Annotated in this window: 25 protein-coding genes and 1 riboswitch; of the genes, 4 read left to right on the top strand and 21 right to left on the bottom strand. The window is 68.7% G+C overall.

Translation table 11 applies throughout. The features are described 5' to 3' along the window. Window positions 1-3: 3 nt before the first annotated feature. Window positions 4-1,212 carry a beta-ketoacyl-ACP synthase I gene (gene fabB, locus V7060_RS09405; protein ID WP_334178981.1) on the bottom strand — a complete coding sequence of 403 codons (1,209 nt, stop codon included), beginning with the start codon at window positions 1,210-1,212 and terminating at the stop codon, window positions 4-6. After that, window positions 1,212-1,727, bottom strand: coding sequence for a 3-hydroxyacyl-[acyl-carrier-protein] dehydratase FabA (gene fabA, locus V7060_RS09400; RefSeq protein WP_334178980.1), 516 nt, complete (start codon window positions 1,725-1,727; stop codon window positions 1,212-1,214). Before fabA ends, fabB begins: the two co-directional genes overlap by 1 nt. A gap of 214 nt (window positions 1,728-1,941) precedes the next feature. Between fabA and dinB the strand changes: the two genes are divergently transcribed. Beyond that, on the top strand, window positions 1,942-3,015 hold the full coding sequence (gene dinB / locus V7060_RS09395; RefSeq protein ID WP_334178979.1) for a DNA polymerase IV: 1,074 nt from the start codon (window positions 1,942-1,944) through the stop codon (window positions 3,013-3,015). Between the two features lie 7 nt (window positions 3,016-3,022). On the opposite strand, the gene V7060_RS09390 is transcribed toward dinB, so the two are convergent. The 4 genes from V7060_RS09390 to V7060_RS09375 all read right to left on the bottom strand — a co-directional run bounded on the left by V7060_RS09390 (window position 3,023) and on the right by V7060_RS09375 (window position 6,526). Next, window positions 3,023-3,316: a DUF2218 domain-containing protein gene (locus V7060_RS09390; RefSeq protein WP_334178978.1), complete on the bottom strand. Its 294-nt coding sequence runs from the start codon at window positions 3,314-3,316 to the stop codon at window positions 3,023-3,025. Window positions 3,317-3,422: 106 nt separating this feature from the next. Next, complete coding sequence (gene btuB, locus V7060_RS09385; RefSeq protein WP_334178977.1) at window positions 3,423-5,309, bottom strand: TonB-dependent vitamin B12 receptor; 1,887 nt, start codon at window positions 5,307-5,309, stop codon at window positions 3,423-3,425. A gap of 126 nt (window positions 5,310-5,435) precedes the next feature. After that, window positions 5,436-5,657: riboswitch (cobalamin riboswitch) on the bottom strand. 15 nt (window positions 5,658-5,672) lie between these two features. Continuing rightward, the gene (locus V7060_RS09380; RefSeq protein WP_334178976.1) at window positions 5,673-6,044 is read right to left on the bottom strand and encodes a TfoX/Sxy family protein; all 372 of its coding nucleotides are present in this window, start codon (window positions 6,042-6,044) and stop codon (window positions 5,673-5,675) included. Beyond that, window positions 6,041-6,526: a GAF domain-containing protein gene (locus V7060_RS09375; RefSeq protein ID WP_334179119.1), complete on the bottom strand. Its 486-nt coding sequence runs from the start codon at window positions 6,524-6,526 to the stop codon at window positions 6,041-6,043. Before V7060_RS09375 ends, V7060_RS09380 begins: the two co-directional genes overlap by 4 nt. Before the next feature lie 119 nt (window positions 6,527-6,645). On the opposite strand from V7060_RS09375, the gene bioD reads away from it, so the two are divergent. Continuing rightward, a complete protein-coding gene (gene bioD / locus V7060_RS09370; RefSeq protein WP_334178975.1) occupies window positions 6,646-7,329 on the top strand; it encodes a dethiobiotin synthase in 684 nt (227 codons plus the stop codon). A gap of 241 nt (window positions 7,330-7,570) precedes the next feature. Here bioD and V7060_RS09365 read toward each other — a convergent pair whose 3' ends face one another. The 3 genes from V7060_RS09365 to V7060_RS09355 form a co-directional block, all read right to left on the bottom strand. Beyond that, window positions 7,571-7,963, bottom strand: a complete 393-nt coding sequence (locus V7060_RS09365) for a phasin family protein (RefSeq protein WP_334178974.1) — start codon at window positions 7,961-7,963, stop codon at window positions 7,571-7,573. Between the two features lie 155 nt (window positions 7,964-8,118). Further along, a complete protein-coding gene (gene queD / locus V7060_RS09360; protein ID WP_334178973.1) occupies window positions 8,119-8,475 on the bottom strand; it encodes a 6-carboxytetrahydropterin synthase QueD in 357 nt (118 codons plus the stop codon). Between the two features lie 63 nt (window positions 8,476-8,538). After that, a complete protein-coding gene (locus tag V7060_RS09355; protein ID WP_334178972.1) occupies window positions 8,539-9,903 on the bottom strand; it encodes a DEAD/DEAH box helicase in 1,365 nt (454 codons plus the stop codon). Window positions 9,904-10,304: 401 nt separating this feature from the next. On the opposite strand from V7060_RS09355, the gene V7060_RS09350 reads away from it, so the two are divergent. Further along, window positions 10,305-11,072 (top strand): Crp/Fnr family transcriptional regulator, encoded by a 768-nt coding sequence (locus V7060_RS09350; RefSeq protein ID WP_334178971.1) that lies wholly within the window; start codon window positions 10,305-10,307, stop codon window positions 11,070-11,072. 107 nt (window positions 11,073-11,179) lie between these two features. Here V7060_RS09350 and cydC read toward each other — a convergent pair whose 3' ends face one another. The 12 genes from cydC to ccoN form a co-directional block, all read right to left on the bottom strand. Beyond that, complete coding sequence (cydC, locus tag V7060_RS09345) at window positions 11,180-12,853, bottom strand: thiol reductant ABC exporter subunit CydC (RefSeq protein ID WP_334178970.1); 1,674 nt, start codon at window positions 12,851-12,853, stop codon at window positions 11,180-11,182. After that, window positions 12,850-14,541 (bottom strand): thiol reductant ABC exporter subunit CydD, encoded by a 1,692-nt coding sequence (gene cydD, locus V7060_RS09340; RefSeq protein ID WP_334178969.1) that lies wholly within the window; start codon window positions 14,539-14,541, stop codon window positions 12,850-12,852. The genes cydC and cydD overlap by 4 nt, the downstream gene beginning before the upstream one ends. Continuing rightward, window positions 14,538-15,263, bottom strand: a complete 726-nt coding sequence (locus V7060_RS09335) for a sulfite exporter TauE/SafE family protein (RefSeq protein ID WP_334178968.1) — start codon at window positions 15,261-15,263, stop codon at window positions 14,538-14,540. The genes cydD and V7060_RS09335 overlap by 4 nt, the downstream gene beginning before the upstream one ends. Next, entirely contained in the window at window positions 15,253-15,447 is a 195-nt protein-coding gene (ccoS, locus tag V7060_RS09330; protein WP_334178967.1) for a cbb3-type cytochrome oxidase assembly protein CcoS, read from the bottom strand. The genes V7060_RS09335 and ccoS overlap by 11 nt, the downstream gene beginning before the upstream one ends. Continuing rightward, window positions 15,444-17,816, bottom strand: a complete 2,373-nt coding sequence (locus V7060_RS09325) for a heavy metal translocating P-type ATPase (RefSeq protein ID WP_334178966.1) — start codon at window positions 17,814-17,816, stop codon at window positions 15,444-15,446. The genes ccoS and V7060_RS09325 overlap by 4 nt, the downstream gene beginning before the upstream one ends. An 8-nt stretch (window positions 17,817-17,824) precedes the next feature. Further along, complete coding sequence (locus tag V7060_RS09320; RefSeq protein ID WP_334178965.1) at window positions 17,825-18,346, bottom strand: FixH family protein; 522 nt, start codon at window positions 18,344-18,346, stop codon at window positions 17,825-17,827. Continuing rightward, complete coding sequence (locus V7060_RS09315) at window positions 18,343-19,935, bottom strand: 4Fe-4S dicluster domain-containing protein (RefSeq protein WP_334178964.1); 1,593 nt, start codon at window positions 19,933-19,935, stop codon at window positions 18,343-18,345. The genes V7060_RS09320 and V7060_RS09315 overlap by 4 nt, the downstream gene beginning before the upstream one ends. Before the next feature lie 99 nt (window positions 19,936-20,034). Continuing rightward, window positions 20,035-20,331 (bottom strand): hypothetical protein, encoded by a 297-nt coding sequence (locus tag V7060_RS09310; protein ID WP_334178963.1) that lies wholly within the window; start codon window positions 20,329-20,331, stop codon window positions 20,035-20,037. Beyond that, window positions 20,328-21,260: a cytochrome-c oxidase, cbb3-type subunit III gene (gene ccoP / locus V7060_RS09305; RefSeq protein ID WP_334178962.1), complete on the bottom strand. Its 933-nt coding sequence runs from the start codon at window positions 21,258-21,260 to the stop codon at window positions 20,328-20,330. Before ccoP ends, V7060_RS09310 begins: the two co-directional genes overlap by 4 nt. After that, complete coding sequence (locus tag V7060_RS09300) at window positions 21,257-21,397, bottom strand: cbb3-type cytochrome c oxidase subunit 3 (RefSeq protein ID WP_334178961.1); 141 nt, start codon at window positions 21,395-21,397, stop codon at window positions 21,257-21,259. Before V7060_RS09300 ends, ccoP begins: the two co-directional genes overlap by 4 nt. A gap of 3 nt (window positions 21,398-21,400) precedes the next feature. Then, entirely contained in the window at window positions 21,401-22,021 is a 621-nt protein-coding gene (ccoO, locus tag V7060_RS09295; RefSeq protein WP_334178960.1) for a cytochrome-c oxidase, cbb3-type subunit II, read from the bottom strand. A gap of 9 nt (window positions 22,022-22,030) precedes the next feature. Next, window positions 22,031-23,470 (bottom strand): cytochrome-c oxidase, cbb3-type subunit I, encoded by a 1,440-nt coding sequence (gene ccoN / locus V7060_RS09290; RefSeq protein WP_334178959.1) that lies wholly within the window; start codon window positions 23,468-23,470, stop codon window positions 22,031-22,033. Window positions 23,471-23,679: 209 nt separating this feature from the next. Between ccoN and V7060_RS09285 the strand changes: the two genes are divergently transcribed. Further along, window positions 23,680-25,251 (top strand): cytochrome ubiquinol oxidase subunit I, encoded by a 1,572-nt coding sequence (locus V7060_RS09285; RefSeq protein ID WP_334178958.1) that lies wholly within the window; start codon window positions 23,680-23,682, stop codon window positions 25,249-25,251. Window positions 25,252-25,259: the final 8 nt, after the last annotated feature.

Here is a 25,259-nt window from a genome sequence, read left to right as displayed (position 1 = left end):
GTCTTACACCCGGCCGAACACCAGGCTGGCATTGGTGCCGCCGAAGCCGAAGCTGTTCGACATCACCGTGTCGAGCGTCGCGTCGCGGCTCGCTTGCACGATCGGGAAGTCGGCCGCGCCTTCGTCCAGCGTCTCGATGTTGGCGGAGCCGGCGATGAAGCCGTCGCGCATCATCAGCAGGCAGTAGATCGCCTCGTGCACACTGGCAGCGCCCAGCGAATGGCCGGACAGCGCCTTGGTGGACGAGATCGGCGGCAGGTGGTCGCCCAGCGCGGCGCGGATCGCCTCGAGTTCGATGACGTCGCCCAGCGGCGTCGAAGTACCGTGCGTGTTGAGGTAGTCGAGCGGTGCAGTGACGCCTTCCAGCGCCATCCGCATGCAGCGCACGGCACCTTCGCCGGAGGGCGCGACCATGTCGGCGCCATCGGACGTTACGCCGTAGCCCAGCAGTTCGGCATGGATGCGCGCGCCGCGTTTCACCGCGTGATCGTAGTCTTCCAGCACCAGCATGCCGCCGCCGCCAGCGATGACGAAGCCATCGCGGTCTGCGTCGTACGGACGCGACGCATGCGTCGGGTCGTCGTTGCGCTTGCTCGACAATGCGCCCATGGCGTCGAACATCATCGTCAGCGCCCAGTGCAGCTCTTCACCGCCGCCGGCGAACACGATGTCCTGGCGTCCCGCGCGGATCAGGTCCGCCGCCGCGCCGATGCAGTGCGCGGACGTGGCGCAGGCAGCCGAGATGGAATAGCTGACGCCCTTGATCTTGAATGCGGTGGCGAGCGTGGCCGACACGGTGGAGCACATCGTGCGTGGCACCATGTACGGACCGACCTTGCGGATGCCGCGCGCACGCAGCAGGTCGGCGGCTTCGATCTGCCATTCGGCGGACCCGCCGCCGGAGCCGGCGATCAGCCCCGTACGCGGCTGGCTGACCAGCGCCTCGTCCAGGCCCGCATCGGCGATGGCATCGCGCAGCGCGACGTGCGCGAACGCGGCGGCATCACCCATGAAGCGCTTCTGCTTGCGGTCGATCTGCGCATCGAGGTCGATCTCGGGCGCGCCGCCCACCTGGCTGCGGAAGCCGAGCTCGGCGTACTGCGGGATGTGGCGGATGCCCGAACGGCCTGCGCGCAGCGCGGCCGATACGGTGTCCGCATCGTTGCCCAGGCACGAGGTGATGCCGAGGCCGGTGATGACGACGCGACGCATCAGAAATTCTCCGTCGACGTGAACAGGCCGACGCGCAGGTCGCGCGCCGTGTAGATCTCGCGGCCGTCGACCAGCATGCGGCCGTCGGCCACCGCGAGTACCAGCTTGCGGTTGATCACGCGGCTGATGTCGATCTCGTAGCTGACGCGCTTGGCGGTCGGCAGCACCTGGCCGGTGAACTTCACTTCGCCGGAACCGAGTGCGCGGCCGCGACCGGGTGCGCCGATCCACGTCAGGAAGAAACCGGTCAGCTGCCACATCGCATCCAGGCCCAGGCAGCCCGGCATCACCGGATCGCCGAGGAAGTGGCACTGGAAGAACCACAGGTCCGGATGGATATCGAGTTCCGCGCGCACCATGCCCTTGCCATGCGCGCCACCGTCCTCGCGGATCTCGGTGATGCGGTCGAACATCAGCATCGGGTCGTTGGGCAGGCGGCCACTGTCGGGGCCGAACAGTTCACCGCGCGCGCTGGCCAGCAGCTGTTCGCGCGAGAAGGAAGCGGGGGCGGTCATGGCGTCGTCCATTCTGCGAAGCCGCAAATAATGCACACATGTGCATACGCTTGTCTTGATGCAAATCAACCGGGGTTTTCCATACGCCTGCGTACCATCGGCCCGAGGCAATTGCGGCAAGGGTTTCGCGCGTTCTGCCCGCATGTCCACACGCCGCCGTATCGTTCGCGCCCGCATCCATGCGATCGCGTACGGCGGCCGATATCATCGCGTGATGCGCAAGATCATCCACATCGACATGGACGCCTTCTACGCGTCGGTGGAGCAGCGCGACGACCCTTCGCTGCGTGGACGGCCTGTCGTGGTGGCGTGGCGCGGCGAGCGATCGGTGGTGTGCGCGGCGTCGTACGAAGCACGTGTGTTCGGCGTGCGCTCGGCGATGCCGGCGGTGCGCGCGGAGCGGCTGTGCCCGCAGGCCGTGTTCGTGCCGCCGGACTTCGCGCGCTACAAGGCGGTGTCGCGGCAGGTGCGCGAGATCTTCCTGCGGCATACGGATCTCGTCGAACCGCTGTCGCTGGACGAAGCCTATCTCGACGTCACCGCGCCGAAGTCCGGTCTGCCGACGGCCACCGCGGTCGCCGAAACGATCCGCACGCAGATCCGCGAAGAGACGCAGCTGACGGCATCGGCCGGCGTGGCGCCGAACAAGTTCCTCGCCAAGATCGCCTCGGACTGGAGGAAGCCGGACGGACAGTTCGTGCTGCGACCGCACCAGGTGGAGGCGTTCCTGACGCCGCTGCCGGTCGAGCGCATTCCCGGCGTCGGCAAGGTGATGCAGGGCAAGTTGAACGCGGCCGGCATCCATACCGTGGGCGATCTGCGTGCGTATTCGCAACACGACCTGGAAGCGCGCTACGGCAACTTCGGGGGCGGCCTGTACCGGCGCGCCCGCGGCATCGACGAGCGCCCGGTGGAACCGGACCAGCCGGTGCAGTCGATCTCGTCCGAAGACACGTTCGCCACCGACCTGCTGCTGTCCGAACTGGAACCGCACATCCTGCGCATCGCCGAAAAGGCGTGGACCGCCAGTCGCAAGACGGAACGCGTCGGCCGCACGGTGGTGTTGAAGCTGAAGACGGCGCAGTTCCGCATCCTCACCCGCAGCTTCACGCCGGAGACGCCGCCAGCCTCGGCGCGGGAGTTCATCGACATCGCGCTGGCCTTGCGCGAGCGCGTGCACCTGCCGGCGGCGACGCGATACCGCCTGGTCGGCGTCGGCATTTCAGGCTTCCGCGATCGCGACGAGACCGTCGTGCAGGCAGGCCTGTTCGACCTCCGGGAAGACTAGGCGCCGGTCAGGCGGCTCGCCACTCGAAGGCGAGGTCCTCGTTGCGCTCGAAGCGACGCAGGTGCGAGGCGATCACGCCCTGCAGACGTTCGCGGGGTTCCGCTTCCGGCTGGTACAGCGTGATGACGAGCGCATCGCCATCCACGGCGAAATCGGCGGGGCCGAGGTCGCCGAACGGAATGCGCGCGTGCGCATCATCGGGACGGTCGATCTCGAACTTGTGGCGCCAGTGGTTGCACAGGGTGCGCAGCAGCTTGGCAGGATCGTTCGGGAGGATGGTGACGGAAGACGTGGGAGTCATCGGCGGATCGCAAAATGGGGGAGTGTTCCTGTTTACGTCCGGGCCTGCAGGTCGACAAGGCCGGCAACGGAACAGTCCATTGCCGGCCTCTGCGTCGACGTGCGACTCAGTCGCGCGCGCTGTAGCGCAGGCTCAGGCCGTATTCGCGGCCGGGCTGGTTGTACCAGGCGATCGTTTCGTACGCGCGGTCGAACACGTTGCTGGCGCGCGCCTGCACCGACCATTCGGCGTTGATCGCGTATTCCAGGCGCAGGTCCAGGGTGCCGTAACCGGGCAGGCGCACGCTGTTGGCGGCGTTGTCGTAGCGGTGGCTGGCGCCGTAGCCGGTCAGCCCGATGCGGAAGTCGCCGAAGGCACGGTCCACGTCGATGCGCGCGGTGTTGCGCGCGCGGCGCGCCAGCAGGTTGTCGTAGTTCAGGCCGCTCGTGTGGTTACGCGGATCGGTGTGGCTGACCTGCGCGGCGATGTCGAAGCCGGCCAGCGTCACCGCGCCGGTCAGTTCGAGGCCGCGGATGCGCGCTTCGTCGGTGTTGGCCGGCAACCAGTTGCTGTCCAGTGCGATCAGGTCGTCGATGCGCGTCTCGTAGACGTTGACGCCCCAGTTCCACGCATCGCCATGCTGCGACAGCCCGATGTCGAGCGTCTTCGAGCGTTCCGGTTCCAGTAGCGCATTGCCGGAGAACGGGTAGTACAGATCGTTGAAGGTCGGCGCCTTGAACCCGGTGCCCGCATTGACCTTCAGCTTGAAGCCGCTGCCGAAGCCGATACCCCAGCCGAGGTTGCCGGTGACGTGGTTGCCGAACTGGTCGTTATCGTCGTTGCGCACGCTCGCCTGCACCTGCTGCGCGCCGAAGCGGCCCTGGTATTCGACGAACACGCCGGTGTTGTCGCGGCGGTCCACGGGTACGCCGGTGGTGTCGTTGACGAAGTCGACGCTGCTGGTGACCTCGTCGCGCTGCCAGTCGGCGCCGGCGCTCAGCAGGTGCTGTTCGCCGAAGGCGAAGTCGCCCTGCAGCGAGGCGGTGTCGCGGCGCGTGTCGAAGGTGCTGACATCGCTGCGGGCGCTGCCCGATGCGTCGTTGTAGTAGTTGTGCGACTTGTCCGACGCGCGGCCCACCTGTGCGGTCAGCGTCGTGGCGGTGGACGGCTTCCAGGTCAGCTTGCTGCCGAGCACCTGCTGCACGTTGTCGGCCTCGTTGCCGCCGAACATGCTGCCGTCGAATTCGTTGAAGGCGTCGGCGTTCAGTGCGTGGCCTTCCAGCGTCAGCGCATCGGTCAGCCGGTAGCCGGCGCGGACGTTGAGCGACACGTTGCGGTAGCCGTCGTTGTCCGGCTCGTCGGTGAAGCAGCCCTGGAACAGCGTGCCCGATCCACGGCAAGCGTTGATGCCGTCGGTCTCCTGGTACGCCGCGTTCGCGCCGATCCAGCCGCGCTCGCCACCGTAGGCGAAGCCGCCGCTGGCTTCGCGCAGGTTGTGGCTGCCGCCACCGATGCGCAGTTCGCGCGACAGGCCTTGCGTGCCGCGACGGGTGAAGATCTGGATGACGCCGCCGATCGCTTCCGAGCCGTACAGGCTGGAACGCGGGCCGCGCACGATCTCGATGCGCTCGATCTGGTCGACCGGCAGGTCTTGGAACGAGGCCAGGCCGGCGGTCGCCGAGCCGATGCGGATGCCGTCGACCAGCACCAGCACGTGGTCGGATTCGGTACCGCGGATGTTGAGGCTGCTCAGCTTGCCCAGGCCACCCTGGTTGGTGAAGCCGATGCCGGCACGGCCCTTCAGCAGGTCGACCAGCGAGCGCGACTGGCTGCGCTCGATGTCCTCGCGCGTGATGAGCTGGGTCGGCGCCAGGCTGTCCTGCAGCGCCACGTCGGTGCGCGTGCCGGTGACGACGATCTCGTCCAGGTCGGTGGCGTCCTGCGCCTGCGCGCCGAACGACAGCGACAAAGCGACCGCGGCGGCCAGAAGGGAAAGGGAATGACGGCTGTACATCGGATTCAACTCCATCGCGCGCCCCGCGCGCATTGCTAGGCGTGGAGTTGCGACGACGGAGAGGGAACGTTGCGGACAGCGCAGCAGGCGAACGGCGGCGCGGCACGCCGCGACGCCCTCCGCATCGCAACCAGTGGACTCCCAGGCCGGTCTCCGGGCTTGCGAAGGCGTGCACAGGGCACGCTGCCGCGGCGCCTTCCCATGCGTGATCGCACAGTGGCCGATGCCGTGGTTGTCTTCGCCTACCGTTGCGGGGGCAGCGCCGGAATGCCGCCTGCGCGGACCACCGGCTTCCCGTTTCAACCCCTGGCAGGACTGCCGGGGGTCACCTGAAAGCGCGCGCAGTATACGGGATGGCGCGGATCAGTCGTCGCCGCCGCGCGAGTCGAACAGGTTCAGCGACTGCCCCGTGTCTTCTTCGCGCTCGGTGTGCGTGGTGGTCACCGGACCGGCGGCGGGGCGGCCGCGCGGCGGTGGCAGCAAGGCCGCGGCGGCGTCGTAGGCCACCAGCAGTTCGCTGCGGCGGTCTTCGGGCAACTGTTGCCAGTGGCAGTCCAGCAGCGCGCCTTCCAGCGCGTACAGCAGGTTGAGGCTTGGGCGGAAACCCGCACGCTTGACCCGAATGAAGGCTTCGACCGCGCCTACCGCTTCCAGGTCCTCCTGCGTGCGCAGGCCGACCTGGCGCAGCCAGGCAGCGGACTTGGGACCGATGTTGCGCAGCTTGGTGCCTGTCATGTCAGCGAATCCACGAAAATGGCGGCGATGCGTTCCATGCCCGCCTGGTCGTCGGCATCGAAGCGCGCCAGGCGGGGACTGTCCAGATCGAGCACGCCGACCAGTTCGTCCCCTTTCACCAGCGGTACCACCAGTTCCGAGCGCGATGCGGAATCGCAGGCGATGTGGCCCGGGAAAGCCTCCACATCGTCCACGCGCTGGGTCTGGCGAGTGCGTGCGGCGGCTCCGCAGACCCCCTTGTCCAACGGGATCCGCACGCAGGCTGGTAATCCCTGAAACGGCCCGACGACCAATTCCCGGCCATCGAAGAAATAGAAGCCCGCCCAGTTGAAGTCCGGCAGCGCGTGATAAAGCAGCGCAGCGAGGTTGGCGGCATTGGCGGTCCGGTCTGGTTCGCCAGCCAGCAGGGCGCGCGCCTGCCCGGCCAGCTGTGCGTATTGTTCCGGCTTGCTGCCGGTGAGCGTTTGCGAGGCGAATGACATGCGGTCGATTCTACTCTGCGGGTCCAGGGAGGGCCGGATATGATCCGGGCCATGAAACTGCATTACCCGAAACCGCCGGCTGCAGGACACCGGCGCGGCATGTCCGGTGCAGGACCGTGATGGAGCGCGCATTGGACCGGCTGTTCGTCACCGGCACCGATACCGGTGTCGGCAAGACCGTCGCCAGTGCGGCCTTGCTGCATGCGTTCCGTGCGCGAGGGCTGCGTGCCGTCGGCATGAAGCCGGTCGCGAGCGGCTGCGTGGCGACCGCAGAGGGCTGGCGCAACGACGACGCGCTGGCGCTGCAGGCGGCCAGCGATCCGGTGCCACCCTACGGTGACCTCAATCCGTATGCCCTGCCCGCGCCGTTGGCACCGGAGATCGCCGCGCGCGATGCCGGCGTGGACGTGCAGCTGGGCGTGCTGGTGTCGGCGTTCGAGCGCCTGCATCCGCTGGCGGACCTGGTGCTGGTGGAAGGCGTCGGCGGCTGGGCCGCGCCGCTGACCGCGACGCTGGACCAGCGGCATCTCGTGCAGGAACTGCGCCTGCCGGTGGTGCTGGTGGTCGGCATGCGGCTGGGCTGCATCAACCATGCGCGACTGAGTGCGCGCGCCATCCAGGACGACGGTGCGCGGCTGGTGGGCTGGATCGCGAACGAGGTCGATCCTGACATGGAGCGCAGGGACGAGAACTTCGCGCTGCTGTCCGCGCGCCTGCCCGTACCGTGCTGGGGGAGGTTGCCGTATGCGCCGGGCGCCGATGCGATCGCCCAGGCCCGTCATCTCCAGGTCGACCGCCCGTAGCGTGCGCCATGCGCACGACCGCATGACGCCACCCCGCATTGTGTCTACCCCTACGAAACGTGCGCACGGCGCACGCTACGCAATGAAACCCGGCGCCGAGACGCCGACCGCATCACGACCGCCAGGACATCCCGCGCCGCAGGCAATAAAAAACCCGGCAGCGTGGGAGCTCCCGGGTCGGCTGCGCGGAGGGAGGGGAGCCGCGCAATAAACCGTGTATCGCTTGTGTTGCGGGCGGGTCTTACTTGCCCTTGGCGGCCTTGGTCGCCTTGGCCACGGAGGCCTGGACGTTGTCGGTCGCGGTTTCGAACTGGGTCTTCACCAGCTGGCCGAAGGCTTCACCGGTCTTCAGACCCAGGCCGAACACTTCCTGGCTGGCGGCGACGACGCGCTCGGCGTTGTCCTTGGCGACCTGCAGGCCCTTCGGCCACAGGTTCTTGTAGCCGTCCATGTCGCGGGTCTCGGCCAACTCGCCGAAGAAGGCGCTGGTGGCGCCGATGTTCTTTTCGAACGTCTTCAGCTGCACACCGAACACGGTCTCGGCGCTTTCCAGGGCCAGACGGTTGGCGCGCGAGGCGGCGGCGGCGAACTGCTGCGTGAACTGGCTGAAGCTTTCGTTGAATTGCGTGGTCATGGCGTGCTCCTGAAAGGGGATTTCCATCTGTTGCGATGCAGCATAGACCTCTCCATGTTGCAGTGCAATAACTGGCGTATGGAAATCCGACGAACGGTCAGGAGCCGTTAAAAATCAAACGCTTGTATGGGGTGGTATGAAACCGGTTTCGCGCCTCAAGGGCCGCTGTAGCGGCAGCCGGAGGTGCAGGTTTCGTGCACCACCACGGTGCTGAGCAGCGGCAGCACCGGTTTGGCCTGGTCCCAGATCCACGTCGCGAGCTGCTCGCTGGTCGGATTCTCCAGGCCGGGGATGTCATTGAGGTAGTGGTGGTCCAGCCGGTCGTAGATCGGCTTGAAAGCCGCCTTGACGTCGGCGAAGTCCATCACCCAGCCGGCCTGCGGGTCGACCGGGCCGGACAGATGCAGTTCGATGCGGAACGAATGCCCGTGCAGGCGCGCGCACTTGTGGCCTTCCGGCACGTGCGGCAGGCGGTGCGCCGCTTCCACGGTGAAGACCTTGAAGATGTCCATGCGACGGTTCCAGGAGCAGTGGAACGCGCGGCACCGGCGAGGGTGCCGCGCGGATGGGGCGGATCAGCGCGCGGGGCGTGCCTGGCCCTGGCGGGCACCGCCGGAGCGGCCGCCGTCACGGCGCGGGCCGCTGCCGTGCTTCTTCGGGCCGGCATGGGCGTGGCGCGGTGCCTCGCTGTGCGGGCGGCGCGCATGCTTCTGCGGGCCGTTGCGGCGCGGGGTGCGCTCGCCACCGGGCAGTTCGGCCTTGCCCGGGGCGCTGTTGCCCCAGCGGATCGGCGTCTGCGGCTCGAAGCCCGGCACGTCGCGCAGGTCCACGTCGCGGCCCAGCATGCGCACGATGGCGCGCAGGTACTTGGCTTCGTCCTGCGCCACCAGCGAGATCGCTTCGCCGGTCGAGCCGTTGCGGCCGGTACGGCCGATGCGGTGCACGTAGTCCTCGGCCACCATCGGCAGGTCGAAGTTGATCACCTGCGGCAACTGGTCGATGTCGATGCCGCGCGCGGCGATGTCGGTGGCGACCAGCACGTTGATGCGGCCGGCCTTGAAGTCGCTGAGCGCGCGCTGGCGCGCACCCTGCGACTTGTTGCCGTGGATCGCCGCGGTCTTGATGCCGCTCTTGTCCAGGAACATCGCCAGCTTGTCGCTGCCGTGTTTGGTGCGGGCGAACACCAGCGTCTGCATGCGGCTGTCCTTGGCCAGCAGGTGCAGCAGCAGGTCGCGCTTGCGGCTGCCATCGACCGGATGCACGCGGTGGGTGATGGTCTCGGCCACCGTGTTCTTCGGCGTCACCTGGATCTGCTTCGGGTCGTGCATGAACTCCAGCGCCAGCTCGCGGATCGGGTCCGCGAAGGTGGCGGAGAACAGCATGGTCTGGCGGTTCTGGCGCGGCAGCTTGGCCAGGATGCGCTTGATCGACGGCAGGAAGCCCATGTCGAGCATGCGGTCGGCCTCGTCCAGCACCAGCACCTCGATGCCGGACAGGTCCACGCTGCGGCGCTCGAGGTGATCGATCAGGCGGCCCGGGCAGGCGATGACCATGTCCACGCCGCGACGCAGCGCATCCAGCTGATTGCCCATGCCGACACCGCCGTAGATGGTGGTGCTGGGGATGCGCAGGTACTTGCCGTAGCCACGCAGGCTTTCGTGCACCTGCACGGCCAGCTCACGCGTCGGGGTCAGCACCAGGGCGCGCGGCTTGCGCGGGCCGCGGGCCGAGACTTCCTGCGGCGTGGTGGCCAGGTACTGGATCAGCGGCAGGCCGAACGCGGCGGTCTTGCCGGTACCGGTCTGGGCGCCGGCCAGCAGGTCGTGGCCGGCCAGGGCCAGCGGGATGGCCTGTTCCTGGATGGGCGTGGGCTGCGTGTAGCCCTGTTCGTCGAGCGCACGCAGCAGGGCGGGCGCGAGGCCCAGGGTTTCAAACGTCATGGTGGAAGCTCCAAAGCCGGTCGGCCGGAACACGCACGCAACGCCGGCACAGCGATGTGCGGCAACGTAGGACGCGCGGAATGCGGCAAGACCGTGACTCGAAGCGTTCCCTGAAACCGCGCTGCGAGAAGGGGTGCGGAGGCGCCAAAACGGCGCTACCGAGCTTGCGCAACGAAAGAAGTCGGAGCGGGGCGGGCGCGGGAACTCGCGTGGAGTTCCTTGCGCCGGCGGACCATCGGGGAAACGAACGGCCGCAGGCAAGCGGCGCGCACTGTACCCGAATTCGGACCTGAATGGGGGAACGGACACTGAAAGCCCGGTCTGCGACCGATTGTCGCAGTGCGGAAATGCAGGGTTTCCGGGCGTATCATGGCCCTCGAAGACCCACGTAGCCTGTCGCCATGAGCCTTCGCATACTCCGCCAGAACGACCTCCCGGTGCCCCCTGCGCCTGCCGATGGCGTGGCGTGCCAGGCCAACGCCCGTGGTTGCGGAGGCTGCCTGGTGCGGCATCTGGCGATCTGCGCCGCCCTGCCCGTGTCCAAGGCGCATGCGATGGAAGCGCTGGCCGACGACGCCCGGCTGAAGGCGGGCGAGGCGCTGGTGCGCGAGGGCGAGCCCCGGCGCGGCGTGTTCACTGTCACCAAGGGCGCGCTGCGGCGCATCCGGCTGCTGCCGGACGGTCGCCGGCTGGTGGCCGGGTTCCTGATGCCGGGCGACTTCATCGGCTTCTCCGGTACCTCGCACTACAAGCACACGATCGAAGCGATCACCGACAGCACGCTGTGCGAGTTCTCGATGGCCGACATGCGCAGCCTGTGCCACGACCATCCGGAACTGGAGCGCGAACTGCTGGAGCGCGCCTGCGTGGAGCTGGATGCCACGCGCGGCAACCTGATGGCGCTGGCGCGCCTCAACCCGATGGAGCGGCTGGCCGGCTTCCTGGTCGACATGGCGCAGCGCCGTCGCCGCCAGGGCCAGGACGACAGCGAGGTGATCCTGCCGATGACGCGCACCGACATCGCCGACTACCTGGGCCTGACCGTCGAAACCGTCAGCCGCAGCTTCACCCGCCTGCGCCAGGAAGGCAGCATCGCCACCGACGATCCGCACCACGTGCGGCTGCTCGATCGCTCGCGGCTGGACGCGCTGGCGGAAGCGCGGGGCTGAGGCTGTCGGATTTCCCGATGCCTGTCGTGGGAGCGACGTAAGTCGCGATGGGTTACCGGTAGAGCTTCATCGCGACTTACGTCGCTCCCACATCGACCCAGAAGATTTCACTCCCGCGACAGTTTCCCGTCCCGCAACCGGTACCGCGCATCCACCACGCCTTCCGGCAGTGCCGCATGGCTGATGATCAGCACGCTGCGCCCATGCGCCGCTTCGGCGAGATCGCGCATCAGTGCGTCCGCGGTGTCCTGGTCCAGGCCTTCGGTCGGTTCGTCGAGCAGCAGCAGCGGCGCGTCCCGCAGCAGGGCACGCGCCAGCGCCAGCCGGCGTGACTGGCCGGCCGACAGCGTCGCACCGTTCTCGCCTACCCAGGTGTCGAGTCCCGCCTCGCGGAAGCGCTCGTCCAGGTTCACCTGCGCCAGCGCCTGCCATAGCCGTGTGTCGGTGGCGGCGGGATCGCCCAGCAGCAGGTTCTCGCGCACGCTGCCGGAGAACACGGGCGCGTCCTGCGGCAGCCAGGCGATGCGGGAATGCCACAGCGCCGGATCCAGCGACGGCAGGTCGTCGCCGGCGAAGGACACGCACCCTTCCTGCGGCGTGCGCAATCCCAGCACGAGCGCCAACAACGACGACTTCCCTTCGCCACTGTCGCCTGCCACCAGCACGCGCTCGCCGGGTGCGACATGCAGGCTGGCGCCATCGAGTACGCGGCGCGTCGTGCCCGGCCAGGCGAACACGATGCCCTGCAGATCCAGCGCACCGCGCGGCGAGGGTGATCGCGTGCCGGTCGGCGTGTCGTTCACCGCAGGGGGTGCATCGATCACCGCGTCGAGCCGTTGCCCGGAGACGGTCGCCGCGCGCCATGCCTGCCACGCTGGTCCGATCGCGGTGCAGGCTTCCAGCACGGCGATCGTCATGAAGAAGAGTCCGCCAGCGGCTGCCGCACCGATGCGTCCGGCCTGCACGGCAGACAGCAGCGCCCACAGCATCGACGGCAGGGCGATCGCGGTGACGAGGGCGTGCGCCAGCGTTGCCAGCGCGAGCCGCTGTTTTCGCCGGTCTTCCCAACGGGCGACCTCATGGCTACGCGCGTCCAGTGCCGACAGCCATGCCGCGCTGGCATCCATCGCCACGAGATCCGGCAGGCCCTCGATGCCTTCCTGCACGGCGGCCCGCAGGTGCATGCGTGCCGTCGCCCGTTCATCTTCGAGCGCGGCGACGCTGCGCTCGGCCAGCCACGGTGCCAGGGCGGCGATCAGCGCCAGCGCCACCAGCAGCACGAGGCCCGCCAACGGCAGCACCGCCATCGCCACCACTGTTGCGATCAGGCACAGCGACAGCACCGCGAGCAGGGGGCCGATCGCACGCACCAGCAGGCCGTCGACGGCGTCGATGTCTGCCATCAATCGCGCCATCAGTTCGCCGACGCGGAAACGACCGAGCCCCAGCGGCGCCAGCGGCAGCGCGCGGGCGAAGAACCATGCGCGCAGGTCGCGCGCGATCCGCAGCGTCACGTCGTGGCCGAGCAGTTTCTCGCCGTAGCGCGACAGGATGCGGACGAAGGTCAGCGCACGGATGCCGGCGGACGGGGCGAAGAAGTTGAACCCGATCGCCGCGCTGCCGGCCAGCGCAGCGGCGGTGAGGAAGTGCCCCGACAGCCCCAGCAGCGCAGTGCCCGCCATCAGCGTCAGCAACAGCAGGCCGATGGACAGCGCCATGCGGGGGCGATGCGGCGCCAGTACCTCGCGCAGGGTGGTCGGACGGTCTTCCGGTGCGCTCACGAGGCGCCTCCATCCGTGTGCACACGACCACCCCGCACCTGCCAGACCTGCGTCATCGCCGCCTGTGCGGTGGAGCTGTGCGTGGCCATCACGATGGCGCGGCCACGTCCGAACTGCGTGATCGCGCGCAGCACGGCGGCTTCGGTATCGGGATCGAGGAACGCGGTGGGTTCGTCGAGCAGCAGCAGGTCGGGGTCGCGCAGGAACACGCGCGCCAGCGCCACGCGCCGCGCTTCGCCGCCGGACAGGCCGAAGCCGCGCTCGCCGATCACCGTGTCCAGCCCTTCCGGCAGTCGCATCGCGAAGCGCGAGACCTGCGCCGCCTCGGCGGCCTGCTCGAGTTCCGCGTCGTTGGCCTCCGGCTTCGCCATGCGCAGGTTGGCGCGCAGGGTGCCGGCGAACAGGAAGGGACGCTGGGGCGCGTAGCCGATGCGCAGGCCGGACGCACGATACAGCGTGCCTTCGCGCACGGGCAGCCAGCCTGCCAGTGCTTCCAGCAAGGTGCTCTTGCCATCGCCGCTGGCACCGACCAGCGCGATGTGCCGATCGCGGCGCAGGTCCAGCGTGATGTCGTGCAGCACGTCGCGCGTGGCCGCAGGATGGCGCAGCGCGATGGCGCGCGCGCTGACCAGCGCGGACGGGTCGACGGAGGCGTGCGCGGTCTCAACCGATGGCGGAGCGGACGCATCGCTGTCCAGCACCACCGCGATCTCGTCCATCGCCGCCAGGGCCGCTGCGCGGTCGTGGTAGTGGGTGGCGAGCCGGCGCAGTGGCGCGTAGAACTCCGGCGCCAGCAGCAGGCAGAACACGCCCATGCCGAGCGTCAGCGGCGTGGCGCGCAGGTCGAGCATGCCGAGATAGCTCAGGCCGAGGTACAGCGCGATCATCGCCACGCTGAGCGAGGCGAAGAACTCCAGCACCGCCGACGACAGGAAGGCGATGCGCAGCACGCGCAGGCTGCGCACGCGCAGTTCCTCGGCCGCGGCGCGGATGCCCTGCAGCTCGGTCTCGCCGCGACCGTACAGCCGGATCAATCCCAGCCCGCGCAGGCGGTCGGCGAAGTGTCCGCCCATCCGTGCCAGCGCCTGCAATTGCCGCTGGCTGGCCGCTTGCGCGCCCCAGCCCACCAGCATCATGAAGACCGGCACCAGCGGCATCGTCAGCAGCAGCACCAGGCCGACGGTGCGGTCGACGAAGAACACGGCGAGCAGGATCGCCAGCGGCACGCCCACCACTTCCGCCCGCAACGGCACGAAGCCGCCGAAGTAGCCTTCCAGTGCGTCCACGTGCACGCCCATCCGTTCGGCCAGCGCGCCGCTCTGCTGCGACCGCACCCAGACCGGCCCGCGCGCGACCAGGCCACGCGCGATGCGCGCACGCAGGTCCACGCGGATCGACTCGACGGCACGGTCGGCAAGCCGGCGGCTCGCCCATCCCAGTCCGGTGCGCAGCAGCAGCGTCGCCAGCAACGCGCAGAGCAGCGGCAGCAGCGTGGCGGGCGCGGCGCCTTCGACGAACGCGCGCTGCAGGCACAGCGCGATCAGCGCGGCTTGTGGCACCAGCAGAATCCCGCCGATCACGCCCAGCGCGCCGGCCCCGCGCAGCGGCGTGCGTGCGACGGCGCCCAGCGCCTGCAGCCGCGCTTTTGCCGTCATGCCCGTCGGCGCCGCCATCGTTTCGCCGCTCATGTGGCCAGCGGCTGGCAGCCGAGCGCCGCCAGCACGCCGTGCAGCGCGGGATGCCGCATCAGCCACGGCGAGGCGATCGTCAGCAGGCCGGCGAACAGCACGAAGCCGGCCGCCGTGCGGCGCACCGACGCACGCTGCCAGTGGCGGCCCAGGCGTGCGCCGGACCAGGTCAGCGTCACCATCATCGGCAACGTCCCCAGGCCGAACATCGCCATCGTCAACGCGGCATCGCGCGCATTGGCCTGCAGCCACGCCACCGTCAGCAGGCTCAGGCTCAGCCCGCACGGCAGCCAACCCCACAGCGCGCCTGCCGCCAGCCGGCGAGGCAGCGTGTTCGCCGGCAACACGCGCGCATGCAGCGGGCGCAGCGCCTGCCACACCCTCGCGCCGGGACGGGTGAGGAAATCGAGCCGGCCACGCTGGTCGAGCAGGCGCAGCGCCAGCACGACCAGCGCCAGTCCCACCCCGACGCGCATGGTGAGCACGGCGGTGTCGTGCCGCGCCAGCGACAGCAGGCCGCCGCCGAACGCGCCGACCAGCGCACCCGCCAGCGTGTAGCCGGCGACGCGTCCGAGATTGAGTTGCAGCGCGCTGCCCCAGCCGGGGCGGGACGACACCGCGGAAAAGCCGGTGGCGATGCCGCCGCACATCACCGCGCAGTGCGTACTGCCCACCAGGCCGGCCAGCAGCGCGGCGAGCAGGACCGGAACGTCAGGCGCCATCGTCGCCTTCGCGGACGGGCGGCGCGGCCGGCGCATGCGGCTTCGCCGGTGCGTCGTCGAGGATGTCCAGCGCGGGCGTGTCGAGATCGTCGAACTGGCCCTTGCGCACCGCCCACGCGAACGCCGCGATGGCCAGGCCCAGCAGGACCAGGCTGATCGGCAACAGCATCAGCAGGATGTTCATGCCGCCATCTCCGTGGAGGTGCGCGCCAGTCGGAGCGCATTGAGGGTGACCACCAGCGAGGATACCGCCATGCCCAGCGCGGCGATCCACGGCGTCACCATGCCGGCGGCCGCCAGCGGCACCGCGAGCAGGTTGTAGCCGGCGGACCAGGCCAGGTTCTGCTTCACCAGCCGGCGCGACAGGCGCGCGATGCGCACGGCATCGGCGATGCGCAGCAGCGACGGGCCGGTGGCGACGAGATCCGCCGCCTGTTGCGCGAGCGGTGCGCCTTCGCCCATCGCGATGGACACATCGGCGCCAGCCAGCACCGGGGCATCGTTCAGGCCGTCGCCGACCATCGCGACGATGCGGCCTTCCGACTGGAGTTGCCGCACGCGTGCCAGCTTGTCTTCCGGGGACTGGCGGGCGAGCGTCGAATCGATCCCGAGGGCCTGAGACAGCCGCCGCACCGCCGCGTCGCCATCGCCGCTGGCCAGGTGGATGCGCAGGCCTTGCGCGCGCAGCGCCGCGATGCCGGCCGCGGCATCGTCGCGCGGCTTCTCGTCCAGGGTGAAGCGGGCCACGCCATGCTGGCCTTCGCCCAGCCACAGTGCTCCGTCATCGTCGCGACTTGCCGCCCAGTCGGCGCGGCCGAAGCGCCAGTGGCGGCCATCGACGTCGCCTTCCACGCCCAGGCCTGCGCGGGCGACGACGGACGTGGCGGCATCGCGCGCGTCGACATCCGCGAAGGCGGTGGCGATCGGATGTCCGCTGTCCTTCTCCAGCGCGGCGACCATGCGCGTGGCCGCGTCCGCGTCCAGGTCACCGAAGACGTCCACGGCCACCCGCGCGGGACGGCCGTCGCTGAGCGTGCCGGTCTTGTCGAATACCATGTCGGTGGCGCGCGCCAGCGTGTCCAGCGCTTCGGGTCGTGTAGCGAGCACCCCGCAGCGTGCCAACGCACCATGCGCGGCGGCGAGCACCGCCGGCACCGACAACGACAGCGCGCAGGGGCAACTGATCACCAGCAGGGCCAGTGTCACTTCGAAGGCGCGTTCCGGCTGGTAAAATCGCCAGCCGGTGTAGACGGCGACCGCGAGCACCAGCAGGCTCACGACGAAATGGCGGCCCACGCGATCCGCCATGCGGGCCAGGGGAGGGCGGTGGCTCTGTGCGCGATCGACCAGTTCCGCCAACTGCGACAGGCGCGTCGCGGTGCCGGTGGCGGTGACGCGCAGGCGGGCGGGACGCTCGCGGCAGGTGGTGCCGGCATAGACCGTCTCGCCGGCATGGCGGCGCACCGGGCGGGATTCGCCGGTGAGCAGCGCTTCTTCAAAATCCGCTGCGCCATCGAGCAACACGCCATCGGCGGGCACGCCGTCGCCGGCGGACACGCAGACCACGTCGGCCACGCGCAGCGCCGACGGTGGCACCGATTCGCGCGTGCCATCCTCGCGTTCGCGGATCGCGAACACCGGTTGCGCCCGCGCCAGCGCATCCACCTGCGCGGTGGCCACGTTGCGCGCGCGCTGCTCCAGCATGCGCGCGGCCAGCAGCAGGAACACGAACATCACCGCCGCGTCGTACCAGACGTGCGTGCCGCCGCGGATGGTCTCGATCAGGCTGGCGAAGTAGGCGAGCAGGGTGGAGCTGGCGATCAGGGTGTCCATGCCCACGTGGCGCGCGCGCAGTTCGCGCGCCATGCCGGCCAGGAACGGCCAGCCGCTGTAGAACACCACCGGCGTGCTGACCAGGAAGGTCAGCCAGCGGAACAGGTCGCGCGTCGGCAGCGGCATGGTGGCGTTGACGTCGAGGTAAAGCGCCTCGGCCAGCATCATCGCCTGCAGCGAACCGAGGCCGGCCACGCCGAGCCGCAGCAGCCAGCGGCGGCGCTCGGACAGGCGGGCCTGTTCGCGGGCATCGCCGGTGGCCAGGTACGGCCGGTAACCGAGCATCGCCAGGCGCTGCAGCAGGGCGGAGAGTTTCGTTCGTGCCGGATCCCAGGCGATGCGGATGCGGCCGGTAACGGCATTGGCGGTGGTGTCGAGCACGCCGGCTTCGCGGGCGAGGGCGCGGTCGATCAGCCAGGCGCAGGCGGCGCAGCGCATGCCGTCGGTGAGCAGCACGATCTCGCGGCCGCCATCGATGGCGCGGCTGTGTTCGTCCAGCAGTTCGGTGCGGTCCCAGCTTTCCAGGTCCAGCCGGTCGGCCTGCACGCGATTGGCGTTCGCGCTGCGCAGGCGGTAGTAGCTGCCGAGGTCGGCATCCTGGATCCACGTCGCCGCCGCGGCGCAGCCCTCGCAGCAGAATGCATGTTCGCCTGCGGTCACCGGATGTCCGCCGGCGACCGGCTCGCCGCAGTGATGGCAGGACACCACGGGCGCGTCCATGGCGACGTTCAGCCGCCTCCGAGCGCGGGCGCCAGGCGCAGGGCCTGCGTGTCCTTCTGCAGGCGGCCACGGATGCGCCATGCGCGGTTCTCGGGCCGCAGCTGCACGTTCCAGTCGTGCCCGGTGTCGATCTCGGCGGGCGCGGTCCAGCCCGTGGTCGTGCGTGCCAGCGGCAGGTGCAGGTCCTGCGCGGCCTGGGTGGGGTGCGTCAGCACCAGCACGAGCGAGGTTTCGCGCTCGAACTCGCCGGTCACCGCGGTCAGTTCCACGTGATCGGGGCGGATCTGCACGATGGCGCTGAGGTTGCGCTGCGCCGCGCGTTCGTCCGGGCCCAGGTCGGTGGTCTGGATCTGCGACACGCGCTGCACGTCGTCGATGACGGGATCGGCACCGCCGGCGCGCACGGCGGTCACCACCAGCCAGAGGCCGGCGACGACCGACGCCAGCGGCAGGCCCCACACCAGCCACACCATCGGCTCTTTCCAGAACGGGCGGGCATTGCCGGCGGAGGCATCGGGGTTCGTGGTCATTGGATCGGTCCGAAGTAACTGCTGTCCACGGTCTTCTCGGTGCCGGTGTCGACGTCGCGGACGGTGAACGTCACGGCATGACGGCCGCTCAGCGTGGCGGGTGCGGTGGCGGTGACCGCCAGCGACAGCACTTGCTCGGGCGCCGCGCTTGCGGTCATCTCGCCATCCCGCAGGCGGATGTCGGGCGATCCCGACACCAGCGTCACGACGTAGCGATGCGATTGCTGGTCCTTGTTGACCAGCTTGAGCGTGTAGCTGTTCTCGACCTGTCCGCCGGCCACTTCGCGGTACAGCGCATTGCGGTCGCGCAGGACTTCCGCGATCAGCACGTCGCGGTGGAACACGCCCCAGCCCCACGCGGCCACCAGCGCCAGCAGGATGGTGCCGTAGACGAAGATGCGCGGCCGCAGCACCTTCGACGGCTTGCCGTCGATGGCGTTCTGCGTGGTGTAGCGGATCAGCCCCTTCGGGTACCCCATCTTGCCCATCACGTCGTCGCAGGCGTCGATGCAGGCGCCGCAGGCGATGCACTCGTACTGTAGGCCGTTGCGGATGTCGATGCCGGTGGGACAGACCTGCACGCAGATCGTGCAGTCGATGCAGTCGCCCAGCTGGTCGGGCACGAACTTCGGCAGCGGCTCGATCACCGCGCCGGCACCGGCGAAGGTGATGGTGCCGTGCGCACCGAGCCGCTGGTCGGCCAGGCTGGGGTGCGCGGCGGCACGCATCACGTAGTCGTAGGCGGTGGTGTTCTGCAGCAGGCCGCGCGCGCGCTCCAGCACGCTGCCGAGGCCACGCTTGCGCGGGCCGCGCGGTTCGCCGCGCATCGGATCGTAGGCGATGATCAGCGTGTTGCGGTCGAACATCGCCGCCTGGAAGCGTGCGTACGGGCACATGTACTTGCACACCTGCTCGCGCAGGAAGCCGGCGAAGCCCCACGTGGCCAGCGCGTAGAAGAACACCCAGAACGTTTCCCAGCCGCCCCACGCGAACGGCCACAGGCGCGCGCCGAGATCGGTGATGGGGGTGAAGAAGCCGACGAAGGTGAAGCCGGTCCACAGCGCGAACACCGCCCACAGCACGTGCTTGCCGCCCTTGCGCAGCAGCTTGTTGGCGCTCCACGGCGCGGCATCCAGCTTGATGCGTGCGCTGCGGTCGCCTTCGGTCCAGCGTTCCATCCACAGGAACACTTCCGTCCATACCGTCTGCGGGCACGCATAGCCGCACCACAGGCGCCCGGCCAGGGCCGTGAAGAAGAACAGCGACAGCGCCGCGATGATCAGCAGCACCGCCAGCAGCAGGAAATCCTGCGGCCAGAACACCAGGCCGAACACGTAGAACTTGCGTGCGGGCAGGTCGAACAGCACGGCCTGGCGGTCGTCCCACTTCAGCCACGGGAACAGGTAGTACATGCCCAGCAGCCACCACACCGCCGCCACGCGCAGGCGGTTGAGCGTGCCCGCCACGTCGCGCGGATAGACCTTGCGTTCGCTGACGTAGAACGAGTTGCCCTGGGCATCGACGACATCCAGCGGGATGCGGCGCTTGCCGTCGGGCGTTGTGGAAGGAGGCGATGCTGGCGTGGACATGGCAGTGTCAGTCTTGGCTGGCGTCATGCTCGCGCTGCATGCGCGTGCGAGGGAGCGACGGTTTGTCGCAGGGCGCGCCATCGGCGCGCGCGGGCGTGCTCAGTCCGGCGGCAGCGCGCGGTTGAAGCGGCTGGCGGGGCGCAGCAGGATCCAGGTGAACAGGCTGCTGGCGGCGGTCGCCAGCCAGAACATGAAGAAACCCAGCGTGTAGCCGAGTTCGCGGCTGATCGCCAGGTCGGGGAAGGTCATGTCGCGCAGCGTCAGCGGGTCGACGAAGGCGAAGAACACCATCGTCGCCACGCCGGCGGCGAAGAAACTGGGCCAGAGCACCGCCCCGGCGCGCTGTGCCAGCGGCCGGGGCGGATGATCGAGGCGGGGTTCGGTGAAATCGGTCATTTCGCGCCGGCGGCAGCCCGACCCTCCTTCGAGAGCGACCACACATACGATGCCACCAGGCGCGCGCGCGTCTCGCCCAGCAGTTCGCGATGGGCGGGCATCACGCCGTGACGGCCCTTGGTGATCGTCGTGCGCATGCTGTCCTTGCTGTTGCCGTACAGCCAGTAATCGTCGGTCAGGTCGGGTGCGCCCAGTTCCTGGTTGCCCTTGCCGTCCACGCCATGGCAGGCAACGCAGAGGCCATCGTACAGCGGCTTGCCCTGGGCGGCCATGAAGTTGTTCTTCATGCCGTCCTGCGGATCGCCCAGCACGTTGACGTACGCGATGACGTAGTCGACGGCGTTGGGGCCGCCCATGCTGGTGAGCGCGGTGCCCCATTCCGGCATGACGCCTTCGCGACCGTCCAGCACCGTCTGCAGCACCAGGTCCGGCGTGCCGCCCCAATGCCAGATGTTGTCGGTCAGGTTGGGATAGCCGATCGCGCCCCGGCCGCTGGAGCCGTGACAGGTGGCGCAGGTGTTGTTGAAGATGGACTGGCCCAGCGCCAGCGCCTTCGGATCCTCGGCCAGCTGGTCGATCGGCTGGTTGGCGAACGGCGCGAACGTGGCTTCCAGCTTCTTGTCCTGCACGGCCTTGGCCTGGTCGTGCTCGCCGGTGGACGACCACTTGGCGTAGCCGGGAACGATGCCCAGGCCCCCGTACCACGCGATGTAGCCGATGCTGAAGACGATGGTGAGGTAGAACAGGTTGATCCACCAGCGCGGCAACGGCTTGTTGTACTCGGTGAGGTCGCCGTCCCACACGTGCGAGGTTTCTTCCGGTGCCGGGTCGCCGGGCCGGCGGCGGCTGCTCCACCACAGCAGCCACACGCAGCCCAGGATGTTCAGTACGACCAGCGCGACGATGAATCCGATCCAGCCTGCGCTCATGGGTTGTGCTCCCCTTCCTCACCCAGCGGCATGCGTGCCGCATCCTCGAAATCCGCCTTGCGGCGCGGGCTCCACGCCCACGCCCAGCCGGCGATGAACAACACGATCAGTACTCCGGTCACGATCCCCGACACCATGGCTCAACCTCCCCTCGGCGCGGCCTTGCCCAGCCCTTGCAGGTAGGCGACCACGGCGTCCAGTTCTGTGCGGCCTTCCACGTCGGCCGCGGCGTTTCCGATCTCTTCGTCGGTATACGGGTCGCCGATCCGCTGCAGCGTCTTCATGCGCTGGGCGACCTCGGCGCCGTCGACCTTGGCGTTCTCCAGCCAGGGGAAGGACGGCATGTTCGACTCCGGCACCACGTCGCGCGGATTGGTCAGGTGCACGCGGTGCCAGTCGTCGGAGTAGCGGCCGCCCACGCGGGCCAGGTCCGGTCCGGTGCGCTTGCTGCCCCACTGGAACGGGCGGTCGTAGACCGATTCGCCGGCCAGCGAGTAATGGCCGTAGCGCTCGGATTCGAAGCGCAGCGTGCGCACCATCTGCGAGTGGCAGTTGTAGCAGCCTTCGCGGATGTAGATGTCGCGGCCGGCGAGTTGCAGGGCGGGGTAGGGCTTGACGCCTTCCAGCGGTTTGATCGCCTCGGCCTGGAACATCAGCGGGACGATCTCGGCCAGGCCGCCGAACGATACGGCGACCGCGATCAGCACCGCCATCAGGCCGACGTTCTTCTCGACTTTCTCGTGTGAATTTCCGTTGCTCATGTCGGTTCCTCAGGCGCGCGCTTGGCTGGCATCGGGCGGCAGGATCGGCTGCGGCGCGGTGGACCTGGCGGTCTGGAAGGTCTTCCAGGTATTCCAGGCCATCAGCAGCATGCCGCTGAACACCAGCAGGCCGCCGCCCAGGCGGACCAGGTAGTAGGGGTAGGTGGCGTTCAATGCTTCGACGAAGCTGTAGGTCAGCGTGCCGTCGGCGTTGGTGGCGCGCCACATCAGGCCCTGCATGACGCCGGCGATCCACATCGAGGCGATATAGAACACCACGCCCAGCGTGTGCAGCCAGAAGTGCGTGTCGATGGCCTTGATCGAATACATCTGCTCGCGGCCCAGCAGCTTCGGCAGCATCGCGTAGACCGAGCCGATGGTGATCATCGCCACCCAGCCCAGCGCGCCGGCGTGCACGTGGCCGATGGTCCAGTCGGTGTAGTGGCTCAGCGAGTTGACCGTCTTGATCGACATCATCGGTCCCTCGAACGTGCTCATCATGTAGAACGAGAGCGAGACGATCAGGAACTTCAGGATCGGGTCGGTGCGCAGCTTGTGCCACACGCCCGACAGCGTCATCACGCCGTTGATCGCGCCGCCCCAGCTGGGCGCCAGCAGGATCAGCGAGAACACCATGCCAAGGCTCTGCGCCCAGTCCGGCAGCGCGGTGTAGTGCAGGTGGTGCGGGCCGGCCCACATGTAGATGGCGATCAGCGCCCAGAAGTGCACGATCGACAGGCGGTAGGAGTAGATCGGGCGGCCGGCCTGCTTCGGCACGAAGTAGTACATCATCCCCAGGAAGCCGGCGGTCAGGAAGAAGCCCACCGCGTTGTGGCCGTACCACCACTGCACCATCGCGTCGACCGCGCCGCTGTAGATCGGGTAGGAATGCAGCAGGCTGCTCGGCAGCGCCAGGCTGTTGACGATGTGCAGCAGCGCGACGGCGATGATGTAGGCGCCGAAGAACCAGTTGGCCACGTAGATGTGCTTGACCGCGCGCTTGGCGATGGTGCCGAAGAACAGCACAGCGTAGGACACCCAGACCACCGCGATCAGCACGTCGATCGGCCAGATCAGTTCGGCGTACTCCTTGCCCTGGGTCAGGCCCAGCGGCAGCGAGATGGCGGCGGCCACGATGACCAGCTGCCAGCCCCAGAACACGAACGCCGCCAGCTTGTCGGACAGCAGCCGCACGTGGCTGGTCCGCTGCACCACGTGCAGGCTGGTGGCGAACAGCGCGCAGCCACCGAACGCGAAGATCACCGCGTTGGTGTGCAGCGGGCGCAGGCGGCCGTAGCTGAGCCACGGCAGGTCGAAATTCAGGGCCGGCCAGTACAGCTGGGCCGCGATCAGCACCCCCACCAGCATCCCCACGATGCCCCAGACCACGGTCATCACCGTGAACTGGCGCACCACCTTGTCGTTGTAAGTCCCCTGGACGCCTTGCATGCGGCCTCTCCTATTCTGGTACGGTGGATTCTCGACCCCGTTCAGCCGGGCCGCATTGATCAGGATCAACCCCTTCCCCATGGCCGGCAGGCCGCGGGGCGTGCAGGATGCCGCAGCGCCGCGCCGTGGGGGGTGCGACAGATGGTCGCCCCTGCCTGCGGCACGCCGGGGGCTAGAATCCCCGCCAGACAACCGGGAGCCGTAGTGCCATGCCGGACATGACCGTCGTCGAGCTGTCCCGTCTGCAATTCGCGCTGACGGCGATGTACCACTTCCTTTTCGTCCCGCTGACGCTGGGGCTGTCCTTCATGATCGCCATCATGGAGAGCGTCTACGTCATGACGGGACGCGACATCTGGCGCCGCATGACCCTGTTCTGGGGCACGCTGTTCGGCATCAACTTCGCGATGGGCGTGGCCACCGGCATCGTGATGGAGTTCCAGTTCGGCATGAACTGGTCCTACTACAGCCATTACGTCGGCGACATCTTCGGTGCGCCGCTGGCCATCGAGGGCCTGATGGCGTTCTTCCTGGAAGCCACCTTCATCGGGCTGTTCTTCTTCGGCTGGGACAAGCTGAGCAAGGTGCAGCACCTGGTGGTCACCTGGCTGGTGGCGCTGGGATCGAACTTCTCGGCACTGTGGATCCTGGTGGCCAACGGCTGGATGCAGAACCCGGTGGGCGCGGTCTTCAACCCCGAGACCATGCGCATGGAGATCACCGACTTCATGGCGGTGATCTTCAACCCGGTGGCGCAGGCGAAGTTCGTGCACACGGTGTCCGCGGGCTACGTGACCGGCGCCATGTTCGTGATGGCGATCAGCGCGTTCTACCTGCTGCGCGGACGCAATGCCGACTTCGCCAAGCGCTCGATGGCGGTCGCTGCCAGCTTCGGCCTGGCGGCGGCGCTGTCGGTGGTGGTGCTGGGCGACGAGAGCGGCTACGCCACCAGCGAACACCAGAAGATGAAGCTGGCCGCCATCGAGGCGATGTGGGAAACCGAACCCGCGCCAGCAGGCTTCAATGCCTTCGCCATCCCCGACCAGAAGCACCAGACCAACCACTACGCGCTGCACATCCCCTACGTGATGGGGCTGATCGGCACGCGTTCGTTCAACACCGAGATGCCGGGCATCCTCGACCTGGTCGAGCGCGCCGAGGGCCGCATCCGCAACGGGCTGCTCGGTTACGAGGCGTTGCAGAAGCTGCGCGCCGACCGCCACGATGCGCAGGCACGGCTGGTGTTCGAGGCGCACTGGCGCGACATCGGCCATGCGCTGCTGCTGAAGCGCTACCGCGAGGACATCGGCAACGCCACCGAGGAGGAGGTCGCCAAGGCCGCGCACGACACCGTGCCGCACGTGGCGCCGCTGTTCTGGAGTTTCCGCCTGATGGTGGGGCTGGGCTTCTACTTCATCGCCTTCTTCGCCGTTGCGTTCTACCTCGCCAGCCGGCAGCGGCTGGACCGGTACCGCTGGTTCCTCAAGGTCGCCTTCTGGAGCCTGCCGCTGCCATGGCTGGCGATCGAGGCGGGCTGGCTGATCGCCGAATACGGACGGCAGCCGTGGATCATCGATAGCGTGCTGCCGACCTTCCTCGCGGCATCGGGACTGAAGCTGCACCAGATCGTCATCACGCTCACCGGTTTCGTTCTGGTTTACACGGTGCTGGCCATCATCGAGGTCTGGCTGATGCGCAAGTTGATCCTGAAAGGCCCCGAGCACCTGTCGGAACCGGCGCCCGACGGCGACGGCGTGCCACAACCGGCCCACGCGGGCTGACGGGAGAC

This window comes from Pseudoxanthomonas sp., from assembly GCF_036845285.1.
Lineage (GTDB): Bacteria > Pseudomonadota > Gammaproteobacteria > Xanthomonadales > Xanthomonadaceae > Pseudoxanthomonas_A.
Note: the sequence above shows the minus strand (reverse complement) of the source record. Positions and strands in the feature narration are given on the sequence as shown.